At 61.6% G+C, this 15,258-nt stretch carries 11 protein-coding genes and 1 pseudogene; 5 read left to right on the forward strand and 7 right to left on the reverse strand.

The window, feature by feature from the left end; translation table 11 throughout:
- Window positions 1-8: 8 nt before the first annotated feature.
- From zwf to edd, 3 genes are all read left to right on the forward strand, one after another.
- A complete protein-coding gene (gene zwf, locus J2Z31_RS10280; RefSeq protein ID WP_209601789.1) occupies window positions 9-1,484 on the forward strand; it encodes a glucose-6-phosphate dehydrogenase in 1,476 nt (491 codons plus the stop codon).
- Between the two features lie 10 nt (window positions 1,485-1,494).
- Entirely contained in the window at window positions 1,495-2,190 is a 696-nt protein-coding gene (pgl, locus tag J2Z31_RS10285; protein ID WP_209601790.1) for a 6-phosphogluconolactonase, read from the forward strand.
- A gap of 190 nt (window positions 2,191-2,380) precedes the next feature.
- A complete protein-coding gene (gene edd / locus J2Z31_RS10290) occupies window positions 2,381-4,201 on the forward strand; it encodes a phosphogluconate dehydratase (protein WP_209601791.1) in 1,821 nt (606 codons plus the stop codon).
- Window positions 4,202-4,364: 163 nt separating this feature from the next.
- On the opposite strand, the gene J2Z31_RS10295 is transcribed toward edd, so the two are convergent.
- From J2Z31_RS10295 to J2Z31_RS10320, 6 genes are all read right to left on the reverse strand, one after another.
- Window positions 4,365-4,775 (reverse strand): hypothetical protein, encoded by a 411-nt coding sequence (locus J2Z31_RS10295; RefSeq protein ID WP_209601792.1) that lies wholly within the window; start codon window positions 4,773-4,775, stop codon window positions 4,365-4,367.
- Window positions 4,776-5,008: 233 nt separating this feature from the next.
- Window positions 5,009-6,097: an ABC transporter ATP-binding protein gene (locus J2Z31_RS10300; protein ID WP_209601793.1), complete on the reverse strand. Its 1,089-nt coding sequence runs from the start codon at window positions 6,095-6,097 to the stop codon at window positions 5,009-5,011.
- 20 nt (window positions 6,098-6,117) lie between these two features.
- Window positions 6,118-7,773 (reverse strand): beta-galactosidase BglA, encoded by a 1,656-nt coding sequence (gene bglA / locus J2Z31_RS10305; protein ID WP_209601794.1) that lies wholly within the window; start codon window positions 7,771-7,773, stop codon window positions 6,118-6,120.
- A 28-nt stretch (window positions 7,774-7,801) separates the two neighbouring features.
- Window positions 7,802-8,947, reverse strand: coding sequence for a carbohydrate ABC transporter permease (locus tag J2Z31_RS10310; RefSeq protein WP_209601795.1), 1,146 nt, complete (start codon window positions 8,945-8,947; stop codon window positions 7,802-7,804).
- A gap of 1 nt (window position 8,948) precedes the next feature.
- On the reverse strand, window positions 8,949-9,956 hold the full coding sequence (locus J2Z31_RS10315) for a carbohydrate ABC transporter permease (RefSeq protein WP_209601796.1): 1,008 nt from the start codon (window positions 9,954-9,956) through the stop codon (window positions 8,949-8,951).
- A 240-nt stretch (window positions 9,957-10,196) separates the two neighbouring features.
- Window positions 10,197-11,555, reverse strand: coding sequence for an ABC transporter substrate-binding protein (locus J2Z31_RS10320; RefSeq protein WP_209601797.1), 1,359 nt, complete (start codon window positions 11,553-11,555; stop codon window positions 10,197-10,199).
- Between the two features lie 295 nt (window positions 11,556-11,850).
- Here J2Z31_RS10320 and J2Z31_RS10325 point away from each other — a divergent pair, with 295 nt between their 5' ends.
- Entirely contained in the window at window positions 11,851-12,882 is a 1,032-nt protein-coding gene (locus tag J2Z31_RS10325) for a substrate-binding domain-containing protein (protein WP_209601798.1), read from the forward strand.
- Window positions 12,883-12,924: 42 nt separating this feature from the next.
- Here the strand turns inward: J2Z31_RS10325 and J2Z31_RS10330 are convergent, their stop codons facing one another.
- A complete protein-coding gene (locus tag J2Z31_RS10330) occupies window positions 12,925-13,824 on the reverse strand; it encodes a bifunctional methylenetetrahydrofolate dehydrogenase/methenyltetrahydrofolate cyclohydrolase (protein WP_209601799.1) in 900 nt (299 codons plus the stop codon).
- A 445-nt stretch (window positions 13,825-14,269) separates the two neighbouring features.
- Between J2Z31_RS10330 and J2Z31_RS10335 the strand changes: the two are divergent.
- Window positions 14,270-15,254, forward strand: a pseudogene (locus J2Z31_RS10335) (glycosyltransferase family 2 protein).
- The last annotated feature ends 4 nt before the right edge of the window (window positions 15,255-15,258 follow it).

The following is a 15,258-nucleotide window of genomic DNA, read 5'->3' on the forward strand; positions in this document are numbered from 1 at the left end:
GACATCCCATGAGCAGCCAGATCATTCCCGTCGAACCGTTTGATTACGTCGTGTTCGGGGGCACCGGCGATCTTGCCGAGCGCAAGCTGCTGCCGGCGCTCTACCATCGGCAGATGGAGGGCCAGTTCACGGAGCCGACCCGCATAATCGGCGCTTCTCGCGCGGCATTGACCCATGACGACTACCGAAATTTCGCAACCCAAGCACTCAAGGAACATCTGAAGCCCGGCGAGTTCAACGAAGAGGAGGTGGCCAAATTCACCGCCCGGCTCTTCTACGTCTCGATCGACGCCAAGTCGGAGCAGGGCTGGGACGATCTCAAGAAGATTCTGGAAGAAGGCAAGGACCGCATCCGCGCCTTTTATCTCGCCGTCGGCCCGGCCATCTTCGGCGACATTTCGGAAAGGATCCGCGATCACAAGTTGATCACCAAGAACACCCGCATCGTCGTCGAAAAGCCGATCGGCCGTGATCTCGCCTCGGCCAACGAACTCAACGACACGATCGGCAAGGTGTTTCGGGAAGAGCAGATCTTCCGCATCGACCACTATCTCGGCAAGGAGACGGTGCAGAACCTGATGGCACTGCGCTTCGCCAATGCGCTCTACGAACCCTTGTGGAACTCGGCCCACATAGACCACGTGCAGATCACCGTTTCGGAATCGGTCGGCCTCGAGAACCGCGCAGGATACTATGACAAGGCGGGCGCATTGCGCGACATGGTTCAGAACCACATTCTCCAGCTCGTCTGTTTCGTCGCCATGGAAGCGCCTACTTCGATGGACGCGGAAGCGGTGCGCGACGAAAAACTCAAAGTCCTGCGTGCCCTGAAGCCGATTACTGCCGCCAATGCCGAGCAGGTGACGGTCCGCGGCCAGTACCGTGCGGGCGCATCGGCCGGCGGTCCGGTCAAAGGCTATCTCGAGGAGCTCGATGGTGGCACCTCAAACACGGAAACCTTCGTAGCGATCAAGGCCGAGATCAGTAACTGGCGCTGGGCCGGCGTGCCCTTCTACATCCGCACCGGCAAGCGCATGGCGGGCCGCATGTCGGAGATCGTCATCACCTTCAAGCAGATCCCGCACTCGATCTTCGACCAGAGCGCCGGCCGCATCTCCGCCAACCAACTGATGATCCGCCTGCAGCCGAACGAAGGCGTCAAACAGTCGCTAATGATCAAGGATCCCGGCCCCGGCGGCATGCGGCTCAGGAACGTACCGCTCGACATGAGCTTCGCCGAGGCTTTCGACGTGCGCAATGCCGACGCCTATGAGCGGCTGCTGCTCGACGTCATCCGCAACAATCAGACGCTGTTCGTGCGCCGTGACGAAGTGGAAGCCGCTTGGCGTTGGATCGATCCGATCCTGAAGGCCTGGGAGACGACGGGACAACAGGTACAGGGCTACACCGCCGGCACCTGGGGACCAAGCCAGGCAATTGCGCTGATCGAGCGCGATGGCCGCACCTGGAACGATACGATCTAAGGCCCGGTCGATGAGCGCAACTCAGCACATATTCGACGACGGTAACGCCCTTGCAGAAGGGCTCGCGGATGCGGTCAGCAGCAGACTTGCCGCAGCCATCGAAACACACGGCGCCGCGAGCATTGCGGTATCGGGCGGCTCGACACCCAAGGTCTTCTTCCGGGCGCTCTCGCAGCGCGAACTCGACTGGGCGAAGGTGACGGTCACGCTCGTTGACGAGCGCTTTGTGCCGCCGGAAAGCGACCGCTCCAATCACGCCCTCGTCGCCGCCAACCTCCTCACGAACAGGGCGACGGCAGCGAACTTCGTACCGCTCTACCATGAGGCGGCAACGGCAGACGATGCGTCGGCACTGGCGAGCGCAGCAACGACAGGGCTCGCCCCCTTCGATGTGGTGGTGCTCGGCATGGGAACGGACGGTCACACGGCCTCGTTCTTCCCAGGCGGCACGCGGCTCAAGGAAGCACTCGATCCCGCGACGCCGCGCGGCGTGATCACCATGGAGGCCGACGGCGCCGGCGAAACCCGCCTCACTTTCACCTTCTCAAGCCTCCACGACGCGGGATTTCTGGTCCTGCATATCGAAGGCAACGGCAAGAAGGAGGTGCTTGCGCAGGCGGAATTGCCAGGCGACGAGGCGGAGATGCCGATCCGTGCGATACTCCGACGCGCGGCCTCGCCGCTGCAGGTCTACTGGGCGCCGTGAGCAACAATACCGGGCGTCGGCCTCGAGCCTCCGCTCGGTTCGGTTCGGCATAGGCGATTCATTCGATGTCGAATCGAGGTAAATTGCGTGTTAATTCAAAGTGGTACAGCGGCACCTACCCGGTAGGGTCGTCGCCGTTGTGACGCCAGAGGAAGAAGAGGAGTCCGAGGACTCCGGAACAGGATGTGCCATGTCCGCCGATTCCCGCATTTCCGCCATTACCGCCCGTATTGTCGAGCGTTCGAAGCCCTGCCGTGAACCCTATCTCGAGCGCATCCGCAGCGCAGCCACGAGTGGACCCCACCGCACGGTGCTCGGCTGCGGCAACCTGGCACATGGATTTGCCGCCTGTTCCCCCGGCGAGAAGGTGGCACTCGCCGGCGACCGAGTCCCCAATCTCGGGATCATCACCTCCTATAACGACATGCTTTCGGCGCATCAGCCGTTCGAGACCTATCCGGCGCTGATCCGCGAAGCGGCGCGAGAGGCTGGAGGCGTGGCACAGGTCGCCGGAGGCGTTCCGGCGATGTGCGATGGCGTGACTCAGGGCCAGCCTGGCATGGAGCTGTCGCTCTTCTCACGTGACATTATCGCGATGGCGGCGGGCGTCGGCCTGTCGCACAACATGTTCGATGCCGCCGTCTATCTCGGCGTCTGCGATAAGATCGTGCCTGGCCTGGCAATTGCGGCGCTTACCTTTGGCCATCTGCCGGCGGTCTTCATCCCGGCCGGGCCGATGACGACGGGCCTGCCGAACGACGAGAAGGCGCGCATCCGGCAGCTTTTCGCCGAGGGCAAGGTCGGCCGCGACGAATTGCTTGAAGCCGAGTCCAAATCCTATCATGGACCTGGCACCTGCACCTTCTACGGCACCGCCAATTCCAATCAGATGTTGATGGAAATCATGGGCTTCCATCTGCCCGGCGCCTCCTTCATCAATCCCGGTACGCCACTGCGCGACGCGCTGACCAGGGAAGCGGCGAAGCGGGCGCTGGCGATCACCGCTCTCGGCAATGAATTTACGCCTGCCGGCGAGATGATCGACGAGCGCTCGATCGTCAACGGCGTCGTAGGCCTGCACGCGACCGGCGGCTCGACCAACCATACGCTGCATCTCGTCGCCATGGCGCGGGCCGCCGGCATCATGCTGACCTGGCAGGACATCTCCGAGCTCTCCGACGTCGTGCCGCTGCTTGCCCGCGTCTATCCGAACGGACTGGCGGATGTGAACCACTTCCATGCCGCCGGCGGAATGGGCTTCCTGATCGCTCAGCTCCTGAAGCACGGATTGCTGCACGACGATGTGAAGACCGTCTATGGTCATGGACTCGATGCCTATGCGATCGACGTGAAGCTTGGCGAAAACGGTACGGTCAAGCGCGAGCCGGCGCCTGATGAAAGCGCCGACCCCAAGGTGCTCACGACCATCGACCGGCCGTTCCAGCACACCGGCGGGCTCAAGATGCTGACGGGCAATCTTGGCAAGGCGGTCATCAAGACCTCGGCGGTCAAGCCGGAGCGCCACATCATCGAGGCGCCGGCCAAGATCTTCAACGACCAGGCGGAGCTCAACGCCGCCTTCAAGGCGGGCAAGCTTGAGGGTGATTTCGTGGCCGTCGTGCGCTTCCAGGGCCCGAAGGCCAACGGCATGCCGGAACTGCACAAGCTCACCACCGTGCTCGGCATCCTACAGGACCGCGGCCAGAAGGTGGCGATCGTTACCGATGGCCGCATGTCCGGCGCCTCGGGAAAGGTTCCGGCGGCGATCCACGTCACCCCGGAAGCCAAGGACGGCGGACCCATCGCCCGTATTCAGGAAGGCGACATCATCCGTATCGACGCGGTCAAAGGAACCATCGAAGTGCTGATCGAAGACATCGCGCTGAAAACGCGCGTACCGGCGCATGCCGATCTTTCAGACAATGAGTACGGCATGGGCCGTGAACTCTTCGCACCCTTCCGTCGGATCGCCGGAACAGCCGACCACGGCGCAAGTGTGCTCTTTCACTGAGCCGGGCACCTCGCGCAATCGGATCTGAAAGCAAGGCGCCGGCTTCAGTCGAGAGAGGATCCCGCGCAACCTGCTCCCGCTAACACCTTTTGACGTCAGGTGGAATCACTTGAGGTCGCACCAATGCGGCAACAACCGACGGGGCGGCGCATTTGAGTGCCCCCTAGCTATAGATGTCGAGTGTGCGATTGCGGTGGTTCGGATGGGTGCTGTAGACGAAGATCCGGTTGAGGTCGCGGTCGCTCAAAAGCCGCAGGAAGCGCGCCTCGATGAGGTTGTTGGCGTGAACGCGCTTCAACAAGCAGCCGATCAGCGGGATGCGGGCGCTCGGAACGTCGAGATAGAAGTTCTGCGGCAGTTGAAATTGCGTCAGAATGCCGATGACCGCGCTGCTCTTCGACAGCTTAATGATCTCGCAACGCCTCGACGAGAGATGCTGCATCCCCTTCTCGGTATATTCGATCCGCGCCTCGTTGCGCGTATCTTCCATCGGGAAATTCGTTTCCCGATCATACATGAAGGATTCTTCCTTATTTAGAAAGTGCCGGTGCATCATAGGGGCACTGCCGCTCATCGAAACTACCTTTCGTGTTTCATTTCGGCTCAGGCTAACCCATGAAAATTTAACGGAGGGTTTGGCTTAGCGGCGGGCCTGTGGAAAAGCAGGCCAAACATCCATCTGAAAATCACCATCACATGCCTGCCCACACCGTCTCCCCGCGGGGAGACGGAACAAGCTACGCTCCCAAGTCCCTCGGGCCAAGCTGGCTGGTCCGGGAGCGAACCTGCGGCGCTGCCGTGCGCAATCTAAGGCCTATAGCTGTGTCCCTTGGCGTCGAAAAGATGCAGCTTGGCCTTGTCGGCGGTGAAGCGCACCTTGTCGCCGCGGCCGACTTTGAGGATGCCCGGCAGCTTGGCGATGATCGGTTCGTTTTCGACGAGCCCTTCGATGTAGAGCAGCGTCACTTCACCGAGCGCCTCGACGATCGCGATCGTACCCTCGAACAGGAAGTCCTCGCCCTCGGTCACTTGGAGATCTTCCGGACGCACGCCAAAGCTCGCCGTCTTGCCGTTTTCGGATGCGCCTGTCGCAATATCGAGAGAAACTGACTTGCCGCCTGTGAGCGTCACCGCCGTCCGGGAGCCGGTCGCCGTGATCGTCGCGGGGATGACGTTCATAGCCGGCGAACCGATGAACCGGGCGACGAAAAGGTTGGCGGGCCGCTCGTATAGTTCGAGCGGAGCGCCCACCTGCTCGATATGGCCGAGAGACAGGACGACGATGCGGTCCGCGAGCGTCATCGCCTCCACCTGGTCGTGGGTGACGTAGATCATCGTCGTGTCCGCCATGCGCTCGTGGAGCTTGGCGATCTCGATGCGAGTGGCGACACGCAGTGCTGCGTCGAGGTTGGACAGCGGCTCGTCGAACAGGAAGACCTTCGGGTTGCGGCAGATCGCCCGGCCGATCGCCACGCGCTGGCGCTGTCCGCCGGAGAGCGCCTTCGGCAGACGATCGAGATACTTGGTGAGCTGGAGAATTTCCGCGGCTGCGCGGACGCGACGGTCGATCTCCTCCTTCGATTCCTTCGCGATCCGCATGCCGAAAGCCATATTATCGTAGACCGTCATGTGCGGGTAGAGCGCGTAGGACTGGAACACCATGGCGATGCCTCGCTTCGACGGCGGCACATCGTTGACCCGCTCGCCGTCGATGTACATGTCACCGCCGGTAATCTCCTCCAGGCCGGCGATCATTCTGAGCAGCGTCGACTTTCCGCAGCCGGACGGGCCGACGAAAACGACGAACTCGCCCTCTTTGATGTCGAGATTGATGCCGTGAATGACATCGACCGCCCCGTAGGACTTGCGGATATCTTTTAGCAGCAGGCCCGTCATGGCATCCTCCCCCCGTTTTCCTAAGCCAGACGCGCGAAGAACGCGCCCCATGCCGGTAGATTGATCTCATTGTCGTTTATATCAGAAACGAATCCGTGGCCTTCGAGCGGCTCCAGTGTCCCGTCCGGCATGGACCCGGTCGCGGTCTCCCCGCTCATGTTGAACAGGCAGAACAGCGTCTCATTGCCGTGGGTCCTGAGGAAGCCGAGCAGCGGCTCTCGCGTCTCGATGAATTCTATGTCGCCCTTGGCGAAAGCCGGATAGGCCTTCCTGAAATTCAAGAATCGGCGGTAATGCTCGAGCACGGACGCCGGTTCGCCTTCCTGCATGGCAACCGCATGCGACAGGTGGTTTGCCGGAATGGGCAGCCAGGGTCTCCCGTCGCTGAAGCCGCCGTCGATGCGGCTCTCCCACACCATCGGCGTGCGGCAACCATCGCGGCCCTTGTAGTCAGGCCAGAACTGAATGCCATAGGGGTCCTGCAGATCCTCATAGGCGAGTTCCGCCTCCGCCAGCGCCAGTTCCTCTCCCTGATAGATGCAGACGGTGCCGCGCAGCGACATGAGCAGGCTCGAAAGCAGCTTGGCATGGGCGACATGATCGCTGACGCTGCTGCCCCAACGGCTGACATGGCGCACGACGTCATGGTTGGAGAAGGCCCAGCAGGCCCAACCCTCAGGCGCCACCCGCTGAAACTCGCCGAGCACTTCGGCGATCCGCTCCGGCGTCAAGGGATCCGGCGCCAGGAACTCGAAGGCGTAGCACATGTGCACCTTGTCGCCGCCGGACGTGTATTCTCCGGCAATCTCGAGCCCGCGCTGGCTGTCGCCGACCTCGCCGACGGCGGCGATCGCTGGAAACTCGTCCATCACCGCACGGAAGCGCTTCAAGAACTCCAGGTTCTCCGGCCGGTTCTTGTCGTAGATATGCTCCTGATAGTTGTACGGGTTGACCGCCGGTGCGGTCGAGGCATTGCGCCGCTCCGGCGCCAACGCGGGATTGTCACGCAACTCCAGATCGTGGAAATAGAAGTTGATGGTATCAAGGCGGAAACCGTCGACGCCGCGCTCCAGCCAGAAGCGTTCGACCGCAAGTAGCGCCTCCTGGACTTCGGGATTGTGCAGGTTGAGGTCCGGCTGCGAGGACAGGAAGTTGTGCAGATAATATTGCTGCCGGGTCGGATCCCAGGCCCAGGCGGAGCCGCCGAAGATCGACAGCCAGTTGCTTGGCGGCGTGCCGTCCGGCTTGGAATCTGCCCAGACATACCAGTCCGCCTTGGCATTGCTGCGGCTCGAGCGGCTCTCCATGAACCACGGGTGCACGTCGGAAGTGTGCGACAGCACGAGGTCGATCATCACGCGGATGCCGAGGCGGTGCGCTTCGGCGATTAACGCATCGAAGTCCTCGAGTGTGCCGAAGATCGGATCGACATTCGTGTAGTTTGAGACGTCGTAACCGAAGTCCCGCATCGGCGAGGTGAAGAAAGGCGAGATCCAGATGGCATCGGCACCGAGTGCCGCCACATGCGCGAGGCGGTCGGTGATGCCGTTGAGGTCGCCGATACCGTCCCCGTTCGTGTCCTGGAAGGAGCGCGGATAGATCTGGTAGATCACCGCGCCACGCCACCAGTCCTTGTCAGGCTGCAGAATGGAATTGGTCGTTCCGGTCAGGTGCATGCGTCTCTGGGTCCTTGTCTTGTTTGAATCAGCCGCCCTTGACGGAGCCTGCCAGCAGCCCGCGAACGAGGTAGCGCTGAAGGGCAAAGAACACGATCAACGGCACGACGATGGTGATGAAGGCGGATGCGGTGAGAATTTCCCAATTGCCGCCACGCGACCCCAGAAGGTTGACGAGACGCCCCGTCAGGACGAGCTGGTCATTACCGGTGCCTAGGAAGACGATGGCGACGAGAAGATCGTTCCAGGTCCAGAGGAACTGGAAAATGGCAAAGGAGGCGAGCGCCGGGAACGACAGCGGCAGGATGATCTTGACGAAGATGTCGAAATCGCTGGCGCCATCGACCCGCGCCGATTCCATGATCTCGCGCGGCAGGCCGGCCATATAGTTGCGCAGGAGATAAATCGCGAGCGGCAGGCCGAAACCGGTATGGGCGAGCCAGATGCCCATATAGGTCTTGGCCGAGACCCCGAGGAAGGCGCCGACGTCGTTATAAAGCCTGAGGAGCGGAATGAGCGACATCTGCAGCGGCACGACCAGTAGGCCGACGACGACGGCGATGAGGATCGCGCGCCCCGGAAAACGCATCCAGGCGAGCGCATAGGCCGCGAAGGCCGCGATCAGGATTGGAATGACGGTGGAGGGAACGGCAACGGTCAGCGAATTGATGAAGGATCTGCCGATGCCTGCGGCGCTCAGCACTTCGCCGTAGTTTTCGAGCGTGAAACGTGGCGGCGTCGCAGCGGTAAAGAAGATCCGCTGGCCTCGCGAACCCTCCATGCGGGTGTCGGAGACGATCTCGTAACTGCCGTCGGCCTGGACCGTGAGGCTTTCTCCATCGTTGAGTTCCGCCGTCTCTCCCGCTTGGAACTTGGCGGGTTCGCGGCTGGAAAAGCCGAAGGCGGAGATCTCGCCGCCCTGGCCCTGCAGCAGATTGCCGGCAATGACGAATTTGCCGTCCCGTTCGACCTGGCTCTCAGGCGACGGTGCGCGCGCGACATCATTGCGCGACGATGTGGCGAGAGCCGTCCACCAGCCGGATACGGCGAGCTGGTCCTTGTCGCGCAGCGACGAGATCAGGAGGCCTGCGGTCGGCATGGTCCAGAGGAGCACCAGGAACAGGACCGAGAGATGGACCACCCAGGTGAGCGGAGAACGCTTCGACGAGGTCATGTCAGTGTCCTCCCGTTTCCTTGGCCGCGTTGCGGATGTTCCAGATCATGATCGGGATGACGAGAACCATGATGATGACGGCGATCGAGGCGCCGCGGCCGAAATCGCCACCGCCACGGAACATCCAGTCGAACATCAAATTGGCGAGCACCTGGCTCTGCCATTGGCCGTTCGTCATCGCCAGCACGATATCGAAAACCTTGAGGACGAGGATGGTGATGGTGGTCCAGACGACGGCGATGGTGCCCCAGATCTGCGGCACCATGATCTTGAAAAAGATCTGCCAGCCATTGGCGCCGTCGATCACCGCCGCCTCGAGCGTCTCCTCGGGAATGCCGCGCAGCGCCGCGGACAGGATGACCATGGCAAAACCGGTCTGGATCCAGATAAGGATTACCATCAGGAAGAAATTGTTCCAGAAGGGAAGCGTGATCCAGGCCTGCGGTTCACCGCCGAAGGCAACGACGAGCGCGTTGAGCAGACCGATCTGCTCGGAACCCGCAGCCCGATAATCATAGATGAACTTCCAGATGACGGCTGCGCCGACGAAAGAGATCGCCATCGGCATGAAGATCAGCGTCTTGGCGATGTTGCCCCACCAGATGCGGTCCGTCAGCGCTGCGATGATGAGGCCGAAGAAGGTCGAGAGAGCTGGAACGACGAGCAGCCAGAGGAAATTGTTGAAGATCGACTGGCGAAACTCGCCGTCATTGACCATCCAGACGTAGTTGCGAAGACCTACGAAATTCTGCCCTGCCCGGTCGTGCAAACTCAACCACACCGACTGGATGACCGGATAAATCAGGTAGATCGTAAGGGCGAAGAGGGCCGGCGCCAGAAACAGCCAAGGGCGTATGGTGTTGGTGATGCGAAGGTTTCGCGACGCCGCGGGGCCCGACAGCCCCTTGGAGGGGAAGATCAAATCAAGAATGAAATTGGTGGCCCAGAAATAGGCTGCGCAGGCAAGGACACCCGCGATCATCGTGGCAATGGCAGCGATCAGCTGCATGACACATCCCTCCCCTCGAACGCTCCGGCACAGAACCCTCGGCGCATGACCCTTATTTTCGACGATACCCGCAATTCACCGGACACTTCCAGATCGCGGCGATTCTAGGCCAAATCGGTCCAGAATCATAAAACGCCATCGATGAAAGCCCGCGCGGGATGCGGTGGGAAAGCGGCGCGCACTTCTCCTCATCCCGCGCCAGGAACGGGCGGGCGACCCTGCCGGCCGCCCTCCAGATCCTTACTTGATTGCGTCCCAAGCCTTCTGCACATCGGCCGCAACGTCGGCCGCGGACTTGCCCCCGACGAAGTCGACCATGCCGGTCCAGAAGGCGCCGGCGCCGATCTTTCCTGGCATCAGGTCGGAACCGTCGAAGCGGAATGTCGTGGCGCTGAGCAGGATTTCGCCCTGCTTCTTCAGCGGCGGGTTGCCATAGACGTCGACATTGACGCTCTTGTAGGGCGTGAGGAAGCTGGTCTGCGCCATCCAGACCTCATGGGCGATCGGTGTCTTGAGGAACTCGATAAAGGCGCGCGCCGCCGGCGTGTCCCGCGTGATCATCGCAAGCGTGCCGGCACCGAGAACGGGATTGCCAAGCTCCTTCTTGCTCTCATAGGGCGGCATGTAGAAGAAGTCCGCATCCTCGCCAACGACCGTGCCTTCCGGGAAGAAGGACGGGATGAAGGAGGCCTGGTGATGCAGGTAGCACTTCGGCGGCGAAGCGAAGAGACCCTTCGGGCTGTCGCGGAAATCGGTGGACGCGACGGCCGCGGCACCGCCGTCGACAAACTGATCGTTGCGAGCGAACCAGCCGAACTCCTCGAGCGCGCCGACCACGGCCTGATCCGTGAAGGGAATCTCGTTGGTGACCCACTTGTCATAGACCTCCGGCGGTTGCGTCCGCAGCATCAGGTCCTCAACCCAGTCGGTTGCCGGCCAGCCGGTCGCCCCGCCCGAGCCTAGCCCGATGCACCAAGGCTTCTCGCCGTCGGCCGCGATCTTCTCCGTCAGCGCCTTCAGCTCTTCCATGGTCTTCGGCACTTCGTAGCCGGCATCCTCGAAGTTCTCCGGCACATACCAGACGAGGGACTTGACGTCGATTTTATAGGGGAAGCCGTAAAGCGCCGGCGTGCCATCCTTGCCGTTATAGGTAGCAAGATCGACCCAGGACTGGCCGGCCGAATAATTGTCGAGCAGCCATTGTTTCGTTTCGTCGCCGAGCGGCGTCAGATGGCCCTTGGAGGCGAGGTCGGCAATCAGGCCCGGCTGCGGAAGGATCGCCACGTCTGGCGGGCTACCGGCTTGCGTGTCGATGACGATCTGCTGTTCGTAGTTTTCCGAGGAGGAATATTTGACCTCAACGCCGGTCGCTTCGCTGAAATAGGCATAGACGCTCTTGAACAGGACCTCGTCCTCGCCGCGCCAGGGGCCGAAGATCGTGAGCGTCTGGCCCTTCAGGTCATGCCCCTTCTTGAACTCCTCGAAGCTCGCCCAGTTGAATTTTGAATCCTCACCCGGCTGGAACTTGAGGTCTTGAGCACTGGCCGCTCCCGCGAGCATAGCGAGCGCCGCAACGCCCATCAGCAATGATCTCTTCACGTTCGAGTCCTCCCCAAAATAAAGCCCGGGCGTCGCGCCGGGCGGGTCGTCAAGGCGCAAATTCAAAGCGCTTTGAGTTCGCTAACACTCCATTGCCGCCGTCGAAGAGTCAAGAGCTTTCCGCCACAGAGCAAAGATCTAGCGAATTTTTGCCATGCGTGATGATTTTTGCGTCGCAAAACAAGGATTTCCGCTTTGTCGGACCTCACCTGAATGGTACAGATCGGAGGGAGGCGCCGCGTAAAATGACACGAATGAAACAGATATCCAAAGCGCTTTGGGAGGTTTCCTGACCATGGCGGTCAATCTCAAGCAGTTGGCGGAGCTTCTCGGCCTGTCGCAAACGACGGTCAGCCGCGCTCTCAACGGCTATCCGGAAGTGAACGCCCACACGCGGCGGCGGGTGCTCGAAGCGGTGCGTGCTACGGGCTATCGACCGAACCGTGCCGCCCAGCGGCTTGCGACTGGGAAGGCTCGCTCGATCGGTCTCGTCATGCCGATTGCATCCGGCATCGATTCCGACATCCATTTCGGCGAATTTCTAGCGGGCCTTGCCGAGGAGGCAGTAAAGCACGACTTCCATTTCGTCATCAATCCGAGTGCGCCCGACGACGAGGAGGCGACCTTTCGGCGACTTGCTGCGAGTGGCAATGTCGATGCGGTGTTCCTCGCCTATATGCGCGCCAACGACCCGCGCATTTCGATTCTGAAATCACTCTCCATTCCCTTCGTCGTGCACGGCCGGTCCATCGGAGGACCGCGCGACTATCCGTTCGTCGACATCGACAATACCCGTGCCTTCTACGACGCGACGAAGCTCCTGCTGCAGCTCGGCCATCAACGGATCGCGCTCATCAACGGGCCGGACTATCTCGCCTTTTCCATCCGTCGCAGAAAGGGTCTCATGCGAGCGCTCGACGAATGGGGCCTTCGCCTGGACGACTCGCTCGTCCAGTACTCGGAGATGACGGACGAACATGGCTACAGGAGCATGCAGCGCTTCTTGCAGCAGCCGGACGCTCCGACGGCCGTCCTCTGCTCCAGTACAGTATTGGCGCTCGGCGCGGTGCGCGCCATCAACCAGGCCGGCCTGGTCATCGGCCGCGACATCTCCCTAATCGCCCATGACGACGTTCTGCCGATGCTTAAACCCGAGAATTTCAGCGTGCCGCTGACGACAACGCGCTCGTCTCTCAGAGCCGCCGGGGCCCGCATCGCGGCACGGCTGATCGGTGGCATTCTCGAACAGGGCGACTACCCGGAGCAGGAGCTCTGGCCGGCCGAACTGATCGTGCGCGCGTCCACCGGAGCGACTCCCGGACGCTAGATCACGAGATTTCGCTGAACCGGGACGGCGATACCTCGCCGATCAGAACTTAGGCGGCTGGCGGCCGGCCTTGCGGTGCGCGGCGATGATGGTGTTGGCCATGAGCATGGCGATCGTCATCGGCCCGACGCCGCCCGGCACCGGAGTGATGACGCCTGCGACCTCGGCGCATTCCTTGAAGGCCGCGTCGCCGACGAGTTTCGTCTTGCCCTCGCCGCGTTCTGGCGCCGGCACGCGGTTGATGCCGACATCGATGAGCGTTGCCCCGGGCTTCACCCAGTCCGCCTTGACCATTTCCGCCCGGCCGACGGCCGCCACCAGAATATCGGCATTGCGGCAGACGGCCGGCAGATCCCTGGTACGCGAGTGGGCAGTCGTGACAGTGGCATTCGCCGCGAGGAGAAGAGCCGACATCGGCTTGCCGAAGAGGTTGGAGCGGCCGATGACGACCGCGTTCAGGCCGGAGAGATCATCGCCGTGAATGTGGCGCACGAACACCATCGCGCCGGCCGGCGTACAGGAGACGAGCCCGCCTTCGAGATCGCCGGTCGCGACCTTGCCGGCATTGACGACGTGCAAACCGTCGACGTCCTTCTCCGGCAGGATCGACTGGATGATCGGCTCCGACATGAGGTGCTTCGGCAGCGGCAATTGCACGAGAATACCGTGGATGGAGGGATCCGCATTGAGCCTACCGACCAGAGCCGCGAGTTCCTCCTGCGTCGTCTCCTCCGGCAGCGTATGCTGGACCGAGAGAAAGCCGCATTCCTTGGCCATCTTGCTCTTCGCCGACACATAGGCGTGGCTTGCCGGATCGTCTCCGACGATCACAACCGCGAGTCCCGCGCGCACGCCCGCATCGGACTCCAAGCTCCTGGTGGCGGATTTCACAGATTCGATGACCGAAGCGGCGACGGCCTTACCATCAATCACAGTCGTCACGGCGTATCTCCCGGTTTGTTCCTCACATTCGGGCGCACTCTAGCCGGCGCGCCCTCAAGCGATTGCCTCAATGCGCCCTATGCTGTTCCAAACGCATAATTGCAAGAGCTTAAAGGGGGCCTGAATTGGCCTGCGGCCGGCGATCGCCGCATTTCGTTGCATCAATGAGAGACTGCAGCAATGACATCGCAATTCTTGAGAGTCTCCAGGCCCCAATGCCCAGCCGTCGATCACGACTTCAGGGAACGACATGGAATTTTCCCTTCGGATTCAGCATCCATTCAGGAACATTTTCCCTATTATCAGCCTAGGTCCTGAACCTACAGCGCCGCGCGTCTTACCAGACGCGCAAAGGTCGCTGTAGCACCTTGAATCGCTGCATATCTTTCGCCGTTAATCGAGGTCGATTTAAGGGCAAATGCAGTGGATCTGAGCGGATTTGTCGATGTCGCCGAGCGGTCAGGATATTTCCATCCATTTCCAAACCGAGCTGGAGAATAGAGCGGATATAGACCTCGTTGTCGTTGTTCCGACGTTCCGCCGCGCGGAGCATCTCGTCAAGACGCTGAAGACCATCGTCTCGCAACGGCCCGACCTTCCTTACGCGACGCTCGTCGTCGAAAACGACGCGGAGGGTCTCGCGGGTGCGGAGGCCGCAAAGAACTTCTTTCTCCAGCACCCGTCGAATGCGGCCGTTATCATCGCTCACCGCCCCGGACACAGCCATGCCTGCAACAGCGGCTGGGCGACGGCCCTCGACCTCTTTCCTAACCTGCGCGCCCTGGCCGGCATCTATGATGATGAAGTCGCCGCTCCCGAATGGCTCGATTGCCTTATTGCGGTCCAGGAAACCCACGGAGCGGACATAGTCGGCGGTCCGCAACTGCCTGTCTTCGAGGGCTCGGCTGGGCAAAGATGGAAACATCATCCGATCTTCTCGCCACGTTACGACGAAACCGGGCCGGTGCCTCGGCTTCTACTCCGCCGGCAACGTACTTCTGACGCGGCCAGTACTTGATTCCATGGCCCGTCCCTATCTGGACCCCGCTCTCAACCTCGTCGGAGTCGGCGACGCGGATTTCTTCAATCGGTGCAAGGCCAAGGGATTCTCATTTGCGTGGGCGGCAGAGGCCTGGGTCGCGGAAGCAGTTCCTCCGTATCACACGACTGCGTCATGGATACGGGCGCGCAGTCGCGAACGGGGCGCGATCTCGGCCCTCCTGGAGCACCAGCGTGATGCGTCCCCTGCAGGTCGGCTGAAGACACTCGGCCGGTCCACCGCCATGCTTGCCGCATCGCTGCCATGGGGCATCAAGCTTTGGGTGCAGACCGGCCTTGCCGCTGCGGCACTCTATCATTTTCACGTGGCGAGCGGCCGCCTCATGGGCGAGTTCGGCCTTGCGGGCGAACGGAAGCACGAGCCCGAATAGAGAA

The sequence above is a fragment of the Sinorhizobium kostiense genome, assembly GCF_017874595.1.
GTDB classification, from domain to species: Bacteria; Pseudomonadota; Alphaproteobacteria; order Rhizobiales; family Rhizobiaceae; genus Sinorhizobium; species Sinorhizobium kostiense.

Coding starts and splice junctions, on each gene's coding strand:
- zwf (WP_209601789.1), top strand. CDS start 9: ATGAGCAGCCAGATCATTCCCGTCGAACCGTTTGATTACGTCGTGTTC.
- pgl (WP_209601790.1), top strand. CDS start 1,495: ATGAGCGCAACTCAGCACATATTCGACGACGGTAACGCCCTTGCAGAA.
- edd (WP_209601791.1), top strand. CDS start 2,381: ATGTCCGCCGATTCCCGCATTTCCGCCATTACCGCCCGTATTGTCGAG.
- J2Z31_RS10295 (WP_209601792.1), bottom strand. CDS start 4,775: ATGAGCGGCAGTGCCCCTATGATGCACCGGCACTTTCTAAATAAGGAA.
- J2Z31_RS10300 (WP_209601793.1), bottom strand. CDS start 6,097: ATGACGGGCCTGCTGCTAAAAGATATCCGCAAGTCCTACGGGGCGGTC.
- bglA (WP_209601794.1), bottom strand. CDS start 7,773: ATGCACCTGACCGGAACGACCAATTCCATTCTGCAGCCTGACAAGGAC.
- J2Z31_RS10310 (WP_209601795.1), bottom strand. CDS start 8,947: ATGACCTCGTCGAAGCGTTCTCCGCTCACCTGGGTGGTCCATCTCTCG.
- J2Z31_RS10315 (WP_209601796.1), bottom strand. CDS start 9,956: ATGCAGCTGATCGCTGCCATTGCCACGATGATCGCGGGTGTCCTTGCC.
- J2Z31_RS10325 (WP_209601798.1), top strand. CDS start 11,851: ATGGCGGTCAATCTCAAGCAGTTGGCGGAGCTTCTCGGCCTGTCGCAA.